Source organism: Pseudomonas sp. NBB, from assembly GCF_032701105.1.
GTDB lineage: Bacteria > Pseudomonadota > Gammaproteobacteria > Pseudomonadales > Pseudomonadaceae > Aquipseudomonas > Aquipseudomonas asiatica.
This window is the reverse complement of the sequence record NZ_CP103994.1, coordinates 4,730,705-4,746,824: the sequence shown is the minus strand read 5'-3', so window position 1 is coordinate 4,746,824 and position 16,120 is coordinate 4,730,705. Positions and strand designations below refer to the sequence as shown.

The following is a 16,120-nucleotide window of genomic DNA, read 5'->3' as shown; positions in this document are numbered from 1 at the left end:
GGCAGCGGCGCCGACCGCTTCAGTGAAGCAAAATCAGTGTTGCAGGATCTTGCTGAGGAAGTGCTGGGTACGTTCGTGGCGGGCACTCGGGTTGCCGAAGAAGTCTTCCTTCTGGCAATCCTCGATGATGTTGCCCTTGTCCATGAAGATCACGCGGTTGGCCACCTTGCGGGCAAAGCCCATTTCGTGGGTCACGCACATCATTGTCATGCCTTCGTGGGCCAGCTCGACCATCACGTCCAGTACTTCGTTGACCATTTCCGGGTCCAGGGCCGAGGTCGGTTCGTCGAACAGCATGACGATCGGGTCCATCGACAGGGCGCGGGCGATGGCCACGCGCTGCTGCTGGCCGCCGGACAGCTGGCCGGGGTGCTTCTTGGCGTGGGCACCGAGGCCGACGCGGTCGAGCAGGGCCAGGCCCTTCTTGGTCGCTTCTGCTTCGCTGCGGCCAAGCACCTTGCGCTGGGCGATGGTCAGGTTCTCGGTGATGGACAGGTGCGGGAACAGCTCGAAGTGCTGGAACACCATGCCAACGCGCGAACGCAGCTTGGGCAGGTTGGTCTTGGGGTCGGCGATCGAGGTGCCGTCGACCACGATGTCACCTTTCTGGAACGGCTCCAGGGCGTTGACGCACTTGATCAGGGTGGACTTGCCCGAGCCCGACGGGCCGCAGACCACCACCACTTCACCCTTCTTGACCTCGGTGCTGCAGTCGGTCAGTACCTGGAAGTCCCCGTACCACTTGTTTACGTTCTTGATGGAAATCATACGGCGATCCTTTTTTGCAGGCGCTTGACCAGCCACGAAGCGGAGAAGCTGATGAGGAAGTACACGACACCGGCGAAAATCAGGAACTCATGGGAGCGCCCGATGATGTCGCCGTTGGAGCGTGCCGAGTTGAGGAAGTCCACCAGGCCCACGGTGTAGACCAGCGAGGTGTCCTGGAACAGGATGATGCTCTGCTGCAAAAGCAGCGGCGTCATCTTGCGGAAGGCCTGGGGCAAGATGATCAGGCGCATGGTCTGGCCGTAGGTCATGCCCAGGGCCTGGGCGGCGCCCATCTGGCCTTTGGAGATCGACTGCACGCCGGCGCGGACGATTTCGCAGAAGTACGCGGCCTCGAACATCATGAATGCCACCACGCAGGAGGTGAAGGCACCTACCGGGGTGTCCTCGCCGGTAATCCAGCGCAGCACGAATGGTACCGCCAGGTAGAACCAGGTGATTACCAGCAGCAGCGGGATCGAGCGGAAGTAGTTGACGTAGGCGCCGGCCACGTTCGACAGCAGCTTGCTCGACGACAGGCGCATCAGGGCCAGGATGGTCCCCAGTACAATGCCGCCAACCACGCCCATTATCATCAGCTGCAGGGTCATGACCATGCCTTCCCAAAGGGCAGGCAGGGCCGGGATGATTTCGCTGAAATCCATGTCCATTTATTTGCCCCCTACGGAAATCAGGCCGGGCACCGAGACTTTCTTCTCGACCATGCGCATCAGCAGCATCAGGCCCATGTTCAGGGTGAAGTAGATCAGCGTGGCCAAGGTGAAGGCCTCGAACAGGTTCGCCGAGAACTCAGCGGTCTGCTTGGTTTGTGCCAGCAGTTCCATCAGGCCGATCAGCGACGCCACCGACGAGTTCTTGAACACGTTCAGGAATTCCGAGGTGAGCGGCGGAATGATGATCCGGTAGGCTTGTGGCAGCAGCACGTTGGTGTAGATCTGCGACAGCCTGAAGCCCATGGCGCGGGCGGCGGCTTCCTGGCCGCGGGGCAGCGCCTGGATGCCGGTACGCACCTGCTCGCACACGCGGGCGGCAGTGAACAGGCCCAGGCAGATGACCACGCTGATCAGCGCCGAAGTGGTCGGGTTGAGGTCCTGCTTGAACCATTCCTGCAGGCCTTCTGGCAGCAGGTCTGGCACCAGGAAGTACCAGATGAACAGCTGCACCAGCAGCGGTACGTTGCGGAACAGCTCCACATAGGCGGTGGCGATACCCGATACCAAACGGTTCGGCACGGTGCGCATGACACCGAGGACCGAGCCCAGCAGCAAGGCGATGACCCAGGCGGAGATGGCGATGGCGATGGTCCAGCCCAGGCCGGTGACGTACCAGTCCAGATAGGTTTCGCTGCCCACGCCGGTGGACTTGAAGAACACGCCCCAGTCCCAGTTGTAATTCATCGGGATTTCCCCTCAGACGGTTGTTTCACGGGCACCTTCCAACATCCGAGGGCATAAGCCCTCGGATGAAAGGTTAGACACTAACGGGTGGCCTGCAGGTTTAATTCGCGCTTTGCAGCGCAACAGGCCATGGGCTGGTGGTCAGGACTTTTTCTCGTCGGCAGCCTTGTCGGTTGGCTCGGCGATCAGTTTCTTCAGCTCGTCGCTCATCGGGAACTGCAGGTTCAGACCCTTCGGCGGGATTGGCTGTTGGAACCATTTGTCGTAGCTCTTGTTGACTTCGCCCGACTTGAAGTAGCCGACGATGGCGTCATCGACCGCTTTCTTGAAGGCCGCGTCATCCTTGCGCACCATGCAGCCGTAGATCTCGTAGGACTGCGGGGTACCGGTGATGACCCAGTCCGACGGTTTGCGAGCCTTGGCCATTTCGCCGGCGAGCAGGGCGTCGTCCATCATGAAGGCCACGGCGCGGCCGCTTTCGAGCATGTTGAAGGCTTCACCGTGGTCCTTGGCGGAAATCACGTTCATCTTCATCTGCTTGTCGGCGTTCATCGCCTTGAGGATGCGCTCGGAGGTGGTACCTGCGGTGGTTACCACGTTCTTGCCGGCCAGGTCCGGGAAGTCCTTGTATGCCGGCTGACCGTCCTTGACCTTGGTCAGCAGGCGGGTACCGACTTCGAAGATACCGACCGAGAAGCCGACCTGCTGCTGGCGCTCGACGTTGTTGGTGGTGGAGCCGCACTCGAGGTCTACGGTGCCGTTCTGCACCAGCGGGATGCGGGTCTGGGAGGTGACGAGGTTGTAGCGGACCTTGATGTCCGTGCCCAGCTGCTTCTTCAGGGCGTCGACGACAGCCATCTGGATGTCATGCGAGTAGCCCACGGGCTCGGGCTTGCCGGCCAGGTAGGAAAACGGGATGGAGGAGTCGCGGTGGCCCAGGGTGATGGTGCCCGAATCCTTGATCTTCTTCAGGGTGCCGGTCAGTTCTTCGGCCATGGCCGGCGAAGCGATCACAGCGGCCGCGATGGCGGCGCCCAGCAATTGACGAACGATGCGCATCAAATTTTCCTCGACGTGTTTGTTTTTTTTATGGAGCCGTTGGCGGACTCTTCGTTCAACGAATACAGAAATAAACGATTGCATTCGGCTACCAAGTGTAGAGCATGAGTCGTGCCAAGCTCTGGTATTGATCATAACGCCTCGAATTCATTGGGAATCAACCTTTCGCACTCATCGTGTGATGGTAAGTTCCATTCGCCATACCGAATGAGTGGCGGTTAATCGTTCGGAAATCCGAACGGATTTGCCAGCCCTGGATCGCAATGCACGAGCGATCAGGACCGCTGCCATGCAGCGCCTGATCGCAGTGCTGCCAGCTTGGTCAATGGGGCATGAGCCGCTCTTTCGGCGTCTGGTTCCAGCGCGCCCAGGCCTCGGTAGTGAGGGTGCGTATCAGCACTGACTCCTCGGCGGCAAGTTCGCGCATCAAAACCCTGGCCTGGTCTTCATAGCCCGCTTCCTGGCCGGCCACGGCCCTTGCCTCGAGCGCTTCCATTCGCTCGTGATAAGGCCTTGCGGTCGCCTCGAAACGGTCAGCATAGGTTTCTCGCAGGTAGTTCTGCCAGTAAGGGCGGCCTGCAAGCGCGTCCAGCATCGACAAGGTGCTGTAGCTTTGCAGTACTTCTATTTCTGCTGCGTTCAGATCCCGCGTTGTCACGTGGGCGAATGATGCGAAGTGCATCTCATCCGGTGGTGCTGGCAAGTCAAGTGGCCTCGTCAGCCGCAGGCGATAGAAAAGCCGAACTTCGATTTCATCTACTCTGCGTCCTGCTTCGCGCAGGGCCTGGATGTGCCGGTTGGCAATATCGTCAAGCAGGTCCAGGCGGTGCAGCTGGCCGCCCAGATACAGCAGGTGGCTCTCTCTCATTTCCGCTGGCACCCCTTCGATGCCCTGGAAGGCCAGCACGCCCACTTCCATCTGGTTGAGCAGCAGCAACAGGCGGTCCTCGCAGGTACGCGGCCCGTCGGCCTCGCGAAACAACTGCTCGCGTAACGCTTCATTGTTTTCGCAGGCTTCGAGGATGTGCCAGAGACGGCGTCGATAATGCCGCGGATGGGCCTCGAAGTCTTCGCTCTGGGCAAAGTCGGCCAGGAATCTGAACAGGCCTCCAGAGCCCGGCTCTTCGCTCAGGCGGTCCCAGGCTGCCTCCCGTTCTGCACGGAGGAGCTCGTTTCTGGACGCTACCCAGGTTGCACGGGTTTCTTCATCTATTGGCTCGTGGGCATACGACGCGCTGCCTCGGGCGCCTGTTTCGCTGGCACCCTGTGCTTCGTCCAGATACTCGATGCTGCCTTCGCTCAACGGATTGTCATGCAGGTTCAGCCTTTGCAGGCGCAGGCGCAAGCCGCGCATCTCGCGCTGCAACTCGCTGATTCTGTTGTCGCGCAAGTCGATATGGGCGCGTAGCGCTACGCTCTGGTGGACCAGGCCAATATCCGCCTGGCCCGTTGCTCGCAGGCGCAGGTCCCGCACATGTGGCAAGGCCGAGAGGTCGGGCATGCCGTTGAGGGGGTTGTAGTTGAGTATCAGGGTATCCAGCCGCTGCAACTGAGCCAGGCGGCTGCTACCTGCTGCGTCCATCGCAATCAGGTTGTTGCTCAGGTTCAAGCGCCGTAGCTGGCTGAGGCCCTCGATGCCATCGGGAACCAATGTCAGCCGGTTGCCGCTCAGGTCCAGGTCCACGACGTTGGGGAACAGCCTTAGGAAGCGCGCATCGATCTGCTGCAGGCGCATGTTGCGTAACGTCAGCCGGCGCACGTGTCGGTATTCCACACCCTCCGGCAGGTCTGGCAAGGCATCGATGTGCTCGCCGTCTATGGTCAGTTCATATTGGTCGTTGCCGTCCACCAGTTTGCGCCGCCAACTGCGGCGAAGGGTATCGGCTACCCGGCGTCTGCGAATGGCGTCGATCGGAGATTGCCAACCGGCCTGCCAGACCCGAAGTGTTTCGCGCAGGTCGGCAAGCTGGCGTTGCAGCGTCTGGTAATGGTCCCACAAGCTCTCCCCGCGCTGGCGGACTGCTTCGAGGTAAGCGTCCAGTTGCAGTTCGGAGAGTGTGGAGAATATTTGATGGATCCCTCGGCGAATAGCGCTTTGGCTGCTTTCACCACCGCCGCTGAGTGTATAGGCCAGCCTGCCGTCGGCGAAACGCCGGGGCGGCCTGATAGTTGCGCGGATGCCGGGCAGGTCGAGCAGGCCAGCCGTTGAGTCGCGATCCTGTTCGGCTGCCATGGCCAGTTTGTCGCGCAGTTCCCTGAGCTGCAGGTTGCGGTTCCCCAACCGGGTTTTCTGCTCGTCGTCCAGGCATTGCAGGAGCGCTGCCAGCAAGGACTTGCCCTGGGTTTCTTCGCCAGCCAGGGCGTAGCCTTGCTCATTTTTGACAATGGTGCGTACCTTCTGCGCGGTCTCGCTCTGGCTGGCGAATATCTGTAATCCCTCCAGTCCGCCGTGGCGTAATTCGACCCGTACTGAGTCTGGCCACGGGGCTTCCCTCTCGATGAGGCGTAGGGCCAGTATTTCGCTATCGGTGTTGGCCAGGTTCTGTAGGCGCAAGCCGAGACAAGCCCGGTCGATACGGCTGGCATGTTCATACCATCGTGCATGTTGCGCCATGCTCAGTGGTATCCGCCCGGAAGCATGCAACTGTTCTATCTGGGCGCTACTGCCATGGTCGATGACTTCCTGGGCGCCCCTTGGCGATAGCCCCCGAAAGGCGCCGATCAGCTTGGCCTGGTCGATGGATAGCGGTGTTTGCCATGCCTGAAGTTTCTGCTCGAAGGCCAGCCCTTTCAGGGTAGGATCCTGCTGGTGCAGCTTGATCCGGTCGTGGATGTCTAGCAGCCGCGCGGGTGGTGGAGCGTTCTCCAGGCAAAGTCGGCGCAGCTGGTCCACGGACAGGCCTGTGACCTTCAGAAGCATCCGGCCATGGTCTGATAAAGTGTCGGCAAAGTGCTCCCCTTGCAGGCCTTCCAATAATATCGAGACATCTTCCTCGGCAGGCAGGTAGCGGAGGTTTCTGGCCAGCCTTACGCCGCGGCCGGGCAACACCGTTGGCGCAAGCCTGTCGACAAAAGGTATTCGTCCCAGCGTATGCAGCGCACCTGCAGTCAGGCCTGTGGTCGCCAGGCCTTGGGCTACGTTGAACAAGTGGTCCAGTGCACCTTGGCGATCACCTAACTGCCAGTCCTGGTAGCCTTCGTAGACTTCATCGAGCAATTGCGCCGCGCTGACGACCAGCAGCAGGTCTCCCAATACCGGTACGACCAGAGCTGCCAGCCCCAGCAGGTCCAATCCGGCGCTGAGCATGCCCTGCAAGCGCTGATGTCTGCTCAGGCGGTCTTCGACGTCCGTGGGCACAGCCAGGTAGGCTGCATCATCGAACATTCGTCCGAGCAAAAGCGCTCGTACATGTGCGAACACATCCCCCTCTATTGGCAGGTTTCGCCCGTCGAGCTGCGGTTTCTTTGCTCCAGGCGACGCTACCAGCCGTTGTGCAAGTTCCTTGTCGAAAGCGCTTGTGTCCCGCGCCTTGATGAAACGCTTGAAAAACCTGCGGAATGGTTGCTGTTTGAGGCGAGTGGCCAGGTCGCTGTACACATCGTTCCAACTGTCGTAAAAGCACAGGCTTTGCCCGGGGGCATCGGGTATCCAGACGATGATCTCGTCGATGTCGGCAGCCAAGGCAGGGCGCCACTCGAGAGTGATGACCCCCGTCACGCACTTGCCGAGCAGATAGAGTTGGCGAGGTGTCAGGGTGCCTTTGCCATAGGTTGCGAGCGCAGGGGTTTCCAGCATCGACCGCAGCCGAAGCAAATCCCGCTCATCCAGTTGCCGCTTGAACCTGGCTTCGTAAACCGCTGCTTGCATGCGCGTTCGTACGCCGGTTTCAAACAGGTGCCTTATTGTCGTGCGCGCCTGATCGCCCGGCTGGCCACGCCCAGCGTTGGGTTCGAGCACTGTCTTGAGCAGCACCTGATACTTGCCGCCCAGATCCAGCGAGCGGCACAGGCGAACGAATTGCTCGAAGGTCATGGCCAGCTTTTCGCCTTTCTCGTTTTCCAGATGCGCTTTACGCAACAGCCACGGTTCAGCTTCGTGTGCTTCGAAGTTATGCAGGGCGGCAGCCAGCAGGGTTTGTCGTGTGCTATGGATTACGGTCGGCTTGTAGAAATGCTCTGCGGCCGAAGGTAGTTGGAACTCTTCGCTCACGACCACGTGACCCCGTCGTGCGTCGATATGCCCCACTCTCTGCTCACGCAGCGCGCGTTCGAGCAGGGGCAGGGCGAAGTCTTCGAGGCGAGGGATTCTTTCGAGCAGATGGCGAAGCCTGTCCGCTGCCTGTTGTTGTGCACCCAAGGCCTTGCCGTAGGCTTGCAGGTGCGTTGTGTCGGCGCCGGTCAACCAGTCTGGCAGTTGCTGGGCGATCAGGGCGTCGACTGAATAGGACGGGTTGTATTCGGTGGGTGGCACGTGATGTTCTCCGGGGTTTGAAAGACCCCAGAGCATCACGCCGATAATGTGGTTTGGCGGTAGTTACTGCTGCGCCGAATGGCACGCTTGACAGCCAGGCGCTTGCGCCTGGCGCGTGTGGGCGGGCCAGGGAGTCACGCTGCCTGGGTGCGCGCCTGCTGCTCTCGTTGCAGGTAGTCTGCAAGCACTTGTTGTTCGCCCGCGCTGGTGAACAGGCCCAGCTTGGTGCGGCGCCAGAGAATGTCTTCAGCGCTGCAGGCCCATTCGTTGCTGGCGAGGTAGTCGACCTCTCGAGCGAACAACCCACCACCAATTGCCTGGCCCAGGTCTTCCGGCCCTTGCACGCCCTCCAGCAACTGCCATACACGGCTGCCATAGGTCAGCACCCAGCGCTTGGCGATATCGACCGGCAACCAGCCACAGCGCGCCAGCACCGCATCTACCAGAGCCTGCACCGTGGTCATTTGCTCACCACCAGGTAGCGGCGCGCCAGCGGTCCAAGTGCCGCGCATCTGTGGGAAGTGCGGCTTGAGCTCGGCCATCGCCGATTCGGCCAGTTTGCGGTAGGTGGTCAGCTTGCCACCGAATACCGACAGCAACGGCGCTTGCCCTTCACTGGCGGACAGCGCCAGGGTGTAGTCGCGAGTGACCGCGGACGGATTGTCCGATTCGTCGTTGCACAGTGGGCGCACGCCGGAATAGGTGTGCACGATGTCGCTGCGGCTGATCTGATGGTTGAAATGGGCGTTGACCACTTTGAGCAGATAATCGGTTTCCTGCTCGGTGATCGCGACTTTGGCTGGGTCGCCGCTGTATTCGCGATCGGTGGTGCCGATCAGCGTGAAACGCTCCAGGTACGGGATGCAGAAGACGATACGCTGGTCCTCGTTCTGCAGGATGTAGGCATGTTCGCCTTCGTACATGCGCGGCACGATGATGTGGCTGCCCTGGATCAGGCGGATGCCGTAGGGGGCATCGAGCTTGAGGTCGTCCTTGATGAAGCTGGCCACCCACGGCCCGGCGGCATTGACCAGGGCACGGGCGCGAATGGTCTGCAGGCGGCCGTCAGCGTGCTGCAACTCCACTTGCCACAGGCCATCCACACGCTCCGCGCGCAGGCAGCGGGTGCGGGTATGGATATGGGCACCTTTTTCCCGTGCGGCCATCGCATTCAGCACTACCAGGCGGGCATCGTCCACCGCGCAGTCGGCGTATTCGAAACCACGGCTGATTGCAGGCTTGAGCGGGTATCCCGGGCCGAAGCGCAGGCTGCGCGAAGCACCCAGGCGCTTGCGCTTGCCCAGGTGATCGTAGAGGAACAGGCCGGCGCGAATCATCCAGGCAGGGCGCAAGTGCGGGCGGTGCGGCAGCACGAAGCGCATCGGCTTGACGATGTGCGGGGCTTTGGCCAGCAGCACTTCGCGCTCGGCCAGTGCTTCACGCACCAGGCGGAACTCGTAGTGCTCCAGGTAGCGCAGGCCGCCGTGGATCAGTTTGCTGCTGGCCGACGAGGTGTGCTGGGCCAGGTCGTCCTTTTCGCAGAGGAATACCTTGAGGCCACGCCCGGCGGCGTCGGCAGCGATGCCCACGCCATTGATGCCGCCGCCGATTACGGCGAGGTCATAGCAGTCGGCGACTGGGGGCTGGGACGAAACGGGCTGGGACACGGGCAAGGCCTCCTGGTGCTGTTTACATCGAATATGAACATTTATGTTCGTTTTCGAAAATACTAGCGCAACAGAAAGCTGGTCGCCAGTCAGTCTTTATAGAAAAAACTGATCAGATGACAATGAAATGAACATTTACGAAAGTTTTGGATGATCGGTTTGAAAGGTATCGCACCTGTGAGATCAAGCGCGGCGTGGGCGACGCTCGATCTCACAGGCGCGACAAACCTTGCGGCATGCGCCTGTCAGCCCTCAAACCACCTCAAGCCGGATCTTGTACTGGTTCAGCAGCTGGGTGAGGGCGGCGGTTGGCGCCTGGTCGGTCACCAGGCAGTCGACCAGGCTGATCGAGCCCATGCGCACCATGGCGTTGCGTCCGAACTTGCTGGAGTCGGCGGCAAGGATCACTTGCCGGGCATTGGCGATGATTGCCTGGGATACCCGCACTTCCTGGTAATCGAAATCGAGCAGGCTGCCATCTTCGTCGATGCCGCTGATGCCCACCAGGGCGAAGTCGACCTTGAACTGGTTGATGAAGTCGACACTGGCCTGGCCGACGACGCCGCCATCACGGCGCACCGTACCACCAGCCACCAGCACTTCGAAATCGTCCTTGGCGGCTAGGATCGCGGCCACGTGCAGGTTGTTGGTGATGACTTTCAGGTGGTTGTGGTTGAGCAGCGCCCGGGCGATGGATTCGGTGGTGGTGCCGATGTTGATGAACAGCGAGGCATGGTCGGGAATCTGCCGGGCCACGGCTTCGGCGATGCGTTGCTTTTCGTCGCGCATCTGATCGGCGCGCATGGCGTAGGCGGTGTTCTCGATGCTCGAGTCGTAGGCCGCGCCCCCGTGGTAGCGACGTAGCAGATTGAGCTCGGCCAGCTGGTTGATATCACGGCGGATGGTTTGCGGTGTGACGACGAACAGCTGCGCCATTTCTTCGATACTGACGTAACCGCGTTCGCGCACCAGTTCGAGGATTTGTTGTTGGCGAGGGGGCAGATTCATGGGCGGTCCTTTGGGGCTGCCGGACAAATGCTGCAATGATGCCGTAGGACGCGGACTACGACCAGTAGACTATCGGGGCGGCCGCGGGGACAAATGCCCTGCATCGATTCTGTGGCCTGCGCTGGCGCTTTTTTGTAGGAGCGGCCTTGTGTCGCGAAAGGGCCGCGAAGCGGCCCCAGCAACATTTGCAATGACACGAAAATCCTGGGGCCGCTTTGCGGCCCTTTCGCGACACAAGGCCGCTCCTACACGTGGTGTAGCGCCTGTCAGGTAGGATCAGGCCTCGTGATCTTCCCAGTCACGGGTACGATCGACTGCCTTCTTCCAGCCTGCGTACAGCTTCTCTTTCTGCGTTTCATCCAGCTGCGGGCTGAACTCGCGCTCGATGATCGCCTTGTCGCGCAGTTCGTCCAGGCCGCTCCAGAAGCCACAGGCCAGCCCTGCCAGGTAGGCCGCCCCCAGCGCCGTGGTTTCGCGCATCTTCGGCCGCTCTACGCAGGTGCCGAGGATGTCGGCCTGGAACTGCATGAGGAAGTTGTTGGCAACCGCACCGCCGTCCACGCGCAGCTCGGACAGGCGCTGGCCGCAATCCTGCTGCATGGCGTCGAGCACGTCGCGAGTCTGGTAGGCGATGGATTCCAGCGCGGCGCGGATGATGTGGTCCACCTTCACGCCACGGGTCAGGCCGAACAGTGCGCCACGGGCATACGGGTCCCAGTACGGGGCACCCAGGCCGGTGAAGGCAGGCACCAGGTATACGCCGTTGCTGTCCTTGACCTTGCTGGCGAAGTATTCGGTATCCAGTGCGTCGTTGACGATCTTCAGTTCGTCACGCAGCCACTGCACGGTGGAACCACCATTGAACACTGCGCCCTCCAGCGCATAGGCCACTTCACCACGCGGGCCGCAGGCGATGGTGGTTAGCAGGCCATGGGACGACTTCACCGCCTGGTCACCGGTGTTCATCAGCAGGAAGCAGCCGGTGCCATAGGTGTTCTTGGCCTGGCCCGGTTCAACGCACATCTGGCCGAACAGTGCCGATTGCTGATCACCGGCGATACCGGCAATGGCGATACCGCTCTTGGTATGGCCGTAGACCTCGGAGGAAGGGCGTACCTCGGGCAGCATCTGCCGTGGGATGCCGAGGATTTCCAGGAGCTTGTCGTCCCACTGCAGGCTGTGGATGTTGAACATCAGCGTGCGCGAGGCGTTGGTGTAATCAGTGACATGCACCTTGCCGCCGGAGAACTTCCAGATCAGCCAGGTATCGATGGTGCCGAACAGCAGCTCGCCGCGCTCGGCGCGTTCGCGGGCACCCTCGACATTGTCGAGGATCCACTTCAGTTTGGTGCCGGAGAAGTATGGGTCGGTGACCAGGCCGGTGGTTTCGCGGATGTAGCCTTCATGGCCGTCGCGCTTGAGCTGGGCGCAGATCTCAGTGCTGCGGCGGCACTGCCAGACGATGGCGTTGTACACCGGGCGGCCGGTTTCCTTGTCCCACACCACGGTGGTTTCACGTTGGTTGGTGATACCCAGTGCGGCGACCTGGGCGTGGCTGATGCCCGCCTGGGCCAAGGCCTCGACCATGGTCGCGCTCTGCGTGGCAAAGATTTCCATCGGGTCGTGCTCGACCCAGCCCGCCTGCGGGTAGTGCTGGGCGAACTCGCGCTGGGAGGTCCCCACCACATTGGCGTCGCGGTCGAAAATAATGGCCCGCGAACTGGTGGTGCCCTGGTCCAGGGCGATGATGTAGTTCTTATCCTGGGTGTCTGTCATGGTCGTAGGCCTTGCGAAAATAGGGGGTCAGGGCTGGGCGTGATGCCGGCGTCAGTTGACTTGAGTATCGCCCTGGCGATTGTCATTTGTCTCAGGGTTCACGGCGGCTGCCATTGGCAGGTTGCGTGCGATCAGGCCGCGATAGGTCGCGGCACCCAGGCAGGCGCCAAGGATCGGTGCGAACACCGGAACCAGGAAATAAGGCATGTCCCGACCGCCAGTGAAGGCGATTTCGCCCCAACCGGCCAGGAAGGTCATGAGTTTTGGCCCGAAATCGCGGGCCGGGTTCATGGCAAAGCCGGTCAACGGGCCCATGGCGCTGCCGATAACCGCGATCAGCAGGCCGATCAGCAGCGGGGCCATGGCACCGCGCGGCAGGCCGTTGTTGTCGTCGGTCAGGGCCATGATCACGGCCATCAGGATGGCGGTGATGATCACCTCGACCAGAAACGCCTGGCCGGTGGACAGCGATGGGTGCGGATAGGTGGAGAAGACCGAGGCCAGTTCCAGGCTGGCTTCGCTACCGCGCAACATGGCGTGGGCCTGTTCGAAATCGAAGAACAGGTTGCTGTACAGGGTGTAGACCAACGCTGCGCCACAGAACGCGCCGCATACCTGGGCCAGCATGTAGAAGGGCAGCTTGCGCTTGTCGAAGCCGGCGAACAGGGTGAGGGCGATGCTCGCCGCGGGGTTCAGGTGCGCGCCGGAAATACCGGCGGTGAGGTAGATCGCCATGCTGACGCCCACGCCCCAGATGATACTGATTTCCCAAAGGCCGAAGCTTGCGCCCGCGACCTTGAGCGCGGCGACGCAGCCGGTACCGAAAAAGATGAGCAGTGCAGTGCCCAGGAACTCGGCCAGGCATTGGCTGGAAAGCGTGGGTTGGCGTAGAGCAGTCGTCATGTATGACCTCGTTTTTTTTGTTGTGAGGCGCGTGGCGCTCGACAGCAAAGCCCGGAGTCTATCCCCGTTGACCCGGGCAGATGTTGGAAATGCACCTTAAAAGTGCACCATTTATTCAGAAACGAAAAAATATAGACAAGAAACGCTGATGTCAAAGGTCGAAAGTGAACGGTCGGTCACGATCTGGATGCTGATTTCAGATGCGGATCCGCGTACTAGAGCCGCGCAATTGCGGTGCGCTGGCTGCGGTGTGGGAATTGTCCTAAAGTAGCCGCCGAGCTGTCCCGACCGGAGCCCCCGCATGACCCCCGCCCTAGACCTGTTGAAGAAACACCGTGCCGAGCATCGTGTGCACAGTTACGAACATGACCCCAAATCGGCGTCATATGGCCTGGAAGCGGCGGAGAAACTCGGTCTCGACCCGCAGCAGGTATTCAAGACCTTGCTGGCGAGCAGCGAGAAAGGTGAGTTGCTGGTAGCAGTGGTGCCTGTGGTGGGTACGCTCGACCTCAAAGCCCTGGCCCAGGCTGCCGGAGTGAAAAAGTGCGAGATGGCCGACCCAGCGTCGGCGCAGCGAGCCACGGGGTACCTGGTGGGCGGGATCAGCCCGCTGGGGCAGAAGAAGCGCCTGCGCACCTTCATCGATGACTCGGCGCAGAACTTTGCAACCATCCATGTCAGCGCCGGGCGGCGTGGGCTGGAGGTGGAGTTGGCGGCGGTGGTGCTGGCTGAGCACACCCAGGGCAAGTTCGCCGGGATCGGTAGAGGCTGAGAATCTTGGGGGCCGCAGAGCGGCCCCAATATTTCGAATCAGGTCGCCGAGCTGTACCGGCGAACGCCGTTGTCCTGCCGCGGCAACTGCGCCGCCACGCTGCCCGGCACCGGGAACAGCACCAGGTGATCGGCCTTGACCGCAATCCCCACATCCTCACCGACCTGACGGTCGTCATGGCTAGGGAAGATCGCCTCGAGCTGGCTGCCGGTCGGCAATTGCAGGCGGTACAGGGTCGATGCCCCAAGGAAGCTCTTGCCGACGATGTTCGCCTGCAGCGCACTGCCCGGTGCGTGGACGATATCGTCAGGGCGCAGCAGCACATCCACCGAGCTGCCCGGCGCCATGATGTAGGCACGGTTGCCGCGTAATTCACCCAGTTCGGTATTGACTGCCTCGTGGCTGATCATCTGCCCACGGATGAAATACCCCTGGCCAATGAAGCTGGCCACGAACGGCGTCTGCGGCTCGTGGTAAAGGTTGTAGGGCGTGTCCCACTGCTCCAGGCGGCCTTCCTTGAACACGCCAACCTGGTCGCTGACGGCAAAGGCTTCTTCCTGGTCATGGGTCACCAGAACGGCACTGGTGCCGCGACTCTTGAGAATGTCGCGAACCTCATGGCTCAGGCGCCGGCGCAGCTCTACGTCGAGGTTGGAAAATGGCTCGTCGAGCAGCAGCAGTTGCGGCTCCGGTGCCAGTGCACGGGCCAGGGCGACCCGTTGCTGCTGGCCGCCGGACAGTTCATGCGGGTAGCGCCCGCCCAGACCGCCCAGCTTGACCAGCTCGAGCATCTCTTCGATGACCTCGGCCTGGCGGGGGTGCTTGGCGATGCCGAAGGCAACGTTCTGCGCCACGGTCAGGTGCGGGAACAGCGCGTAATCCTGGAACACCATGCCGATGCGGCGTTTTTCCGGGGCCAGTGTGAAACCGGCCCGGGAAATGACTTCGCCAGCCAACTGGATCTCGCCATCGTGCACGGGTTCGAAACCGGCGATGGCGCGCAGGGTGGTGGTCTTGCCGCAACCGGATGAACCCAGCAGGCAACCGATGTCGCCTGCGTTCAGGTGCAGATTGAGGTTCTGAACGATGCGCTGGTCGCCATAGCCGCAGGCGAGGTTGCGCAGGTTGAGCAGTAGGGGTTGACTCATGCGTGGTGGTAAGCCGGTTCTACAAGGAATTCGAGAAGGGCCTTCTGTGCATGCAGGCGGTTTTCAGCCTGGTCCCAGGCGACCGAACGTGGGTCGTCGAGCAGGTCATGGCTGATTTCCTCACCACGGTGGGCTGGCAGGCAGTGCATGAACAGGGCGTCGGGTGCCGCCAGGTCGAGCAGTTCGCGGGTGACCTGGTAAGGCGCGAAATGCGCCAGGCGCCGTGCAGTTTCCTCCTCCTGGCCCATGGAAGTCCAGACATCCGTGGTTACCAGATGGGCGCCGCGCACGGCTTCCTTCGGGTCACGCACGATCTGCACGTGGTCGCCACCAATGGCCATGAAGCGTGGGTCCGGCTCGTAGCCTTCCGGGCAGGCAATGCGCAGCTGGAAGTCGAACTGCCTGGCTGCCTCGATGTACGAGTTGCACATGTTGAAGCCATCGCCGATCCAGGCGACGGTCTTGCCCTGGATCGAGCCGCGATGTTCGAGGAAGGTCTGCATGTCGGCCAGCAGCTGGCACGGGTGGGACTCGTCGGACAGCGCGTTGATCACCGGCACACGCGAGTTGGCGGCGAATTCGGTCAGGGTGCTGTGGGCGTGGGTACGGATCATCACCACGTCGAGCATGCTCGACAGCACGATGGCGCTATCGCCGATCGGCTCGCCACGGCCCAGCTGGGTATCGCGCGGGGACAGGAAGATGGCCTGGCCGCCGAGCTGGATCATGCCGGCCTCGAACGACACGCGGGTACGGGTCGAGGATTTTTCGAAGATCATGCCCAGTACGCGGTTCTTCAGGGGCTCGAACAGCACGCCTCGCTTGCGCAGGTCCTTCAGCTCGATGCCGCGGCGGATCACACCGAGCAATTCGTCGGTGGTGAAGTCCAGCAGGGAGAGAAAGTGCCTAGCGCTCATGATTGACTACCTTATCTGCAACGGTATGCAGGTCGACCGTATGGTTTTTTTTGACAACGGGAGTGACCTGCGGCGTAAGCCGCACGGGGGCGGACGAAATAGGGAAAGGCGCAATACTATAAGTAAATGTCGCCTGAAGCCAAGAGGGGAAACAGCTGCCCAGTACCAAAGGGTGTTGCAAAGGGTGTCTTTTCCCGACGGGCAGTGCTGTTTTTT

The 16,120-nt window shown here is 61.4% G+C and carries 12 protein-coding genes; 1 reads left to right on the top strand and 11 read right to left on the bottom strand.

What is annotated here, in order from left to right; translation table 11 throughout:
• Positions 1–33: 33 nt before the first annotated feature.
• From NY023_RS22000 to NY023_RS21960, 9 genes are all read right to left on the bottom strand, one after another.
• A complete protein-coding gene (locus tag NY023_RS22000) occupies positions 34–768 on the bottom strand; it encodes an amino acid ABC transporter ATP-binding protein (protein ID WP_003258023.1) in 735 nt (244 codons plus the stop codon).
• Positions 765–1,436 (bottom strand): amino acid ABC transporter permease, encoded by a 672-nt coding sequence (locus tag NY023_RS21995; RefSeq protein WP_013973970.1) that lies wholly within the window; start codon positions 1,434–1,436, stop codon positions 765–767. The genes NY023_RS22000 and NY023_RS21995 overlap by 4 nt, the downstream gene beginning before the upstream one ends.
• Positions 1,437–2,183, bottom strand: coding sequence for an amino acid ABC transporter permease (locus NY023_RS21990; RefSeq protein WP_013973969.1), 747 nt, complete (start codon positions 2,181–2,183; stop codon positions 1,437–1,439).
• 141 nt (positions 2,184–2,324) lie between these two features.
• The gene (locus tag NY023_RS21985; protein WP_013973968.1) at positions 2,325–3,242 is read right to left on the bottom strand and encodes a glutamate/aspartate ABC transporter substrate-binding protein; all 918 of its coding nucleotides are present in this window, start codon (positions 3,240–3,242) and stop codon (positions 2,325–2,327) included.
• Between the two features lie 322 nt (positions 3,243–3,564).
• Positions 3,565–7,713: an NEL-type E3 ubiquitin ligase domain-containing protein gene (locus tag NY023_RS21980; RefSeq protein ID WP_013973967.1), complete on the bottom strand. Its 4,149-nt coding sequence runs from the start codon at positions 7,711–7,713 to the stop codon at positions 3,565–3,567.
• Positions 7,714–7,847: 134 nt separating this feature from the next.
• The gene (gene glpD, locus NY023_RS21975) at positions 7,848–9,380 is read right to left on the bottom strand and encodes a glycerol-3-phosphate dehydrogenase (RefSeq protein WP_044047146.1); all 1,533 of its coding nucleotides are present in this window, start codon (positions 9,378–9,380) and stop codon (positions 7,848–7,850) included.
• Between the two features lie 252 nt (positions 9,381–9,632).
• The gene (gene glpR, locus NY023_RS21970) at positions 9,633–10,388 is read right to left on the bottom strand and encodes a DNA-binding transcriptional repressor GlpR (RefSeq protein ID WP_013973965.1); all 756 of its coding nucleotides are present in this window, start codon (positions 10,386–10,388) and stop codon (positions 9,633–9,635) included.
• A 276-nt stretch (positions 10,389–10,664) separates the two neighbouring features.
• Positions 10,665–12,164 (bottom strand): glycerol kinase GlpK, encoded by a 1,500-nt coding sequence (gene glpK, locus NY023_RS21965; protein WP_013973964.1) that lies wholly within the window; start codon positions 12,162–12,164, stop codon positions 10,665–10,667.
• 51 nt (positions 12,165–12,215) lie between these two features.
• The gene (locus NY023_RS21960) at positions 12,216–13,067 is read right to left on the bottom strand and encodes an MIP/aquaporin family protein (RefSeq protein ID WP_013973963.1); all 852 of its coding nucleotides are present in this window, start codon (positions 13,065–13,067) and stop codon (positions 12,216–12,218) included.
• Between the two features lie 301 nt (positions 13,068–13,368).
• On the opposite strand from NY023_RS21960, the gene ybaK reads away from it, so the two are divergent.
• Complete coding sequence (gene ybaK, locus NY023_RS21955) at positions 13,369–13,839, top strand: Cys-tRNA(Pro) deacylase (RefSeq protein WP_013973962.1); 471 nt, start codon at positions 13,369–13,371, stop codon at positions 13,837–13,839.
• A gap of 38 nt (positions 13,840–13,877) precedes the next feature.
• On the opposite strand, the gene NY023_RS21950 is transcribed toward ybaK, so the two are convergent.
• Both NY023_RS21950 and argF read right to left on the bottom strand, forming a co-directional pair.
• On the bottom strand, positions 13,878–14,987 hold the full coding sequence (locus NY023_RS21950) for an ABC transporter ATP-binding protein (protein ID WP_013973961.1): 1,110 nt from the start codon (positions 14,985–14,987) through the stop codon (positions 13,878–13,880).
• On the bottom strand, positions 14,984–15,904 hold the full coding sequence (argF, locus tag NY023_RS21945; RefSeq protein ID WP_013973960.1) for an ornithine carbamoyltransferase: 921 nt from the start codon (positions 15,902–15,904) through the stop codon (positions 14,984–14,986). Before argF ends, NY023_RS21950 begins: the two co-directional genes overlap by 4 nt.
• Between the last annotated feature and the right edge of the window lie 216 nt (positions 15,905–16,120).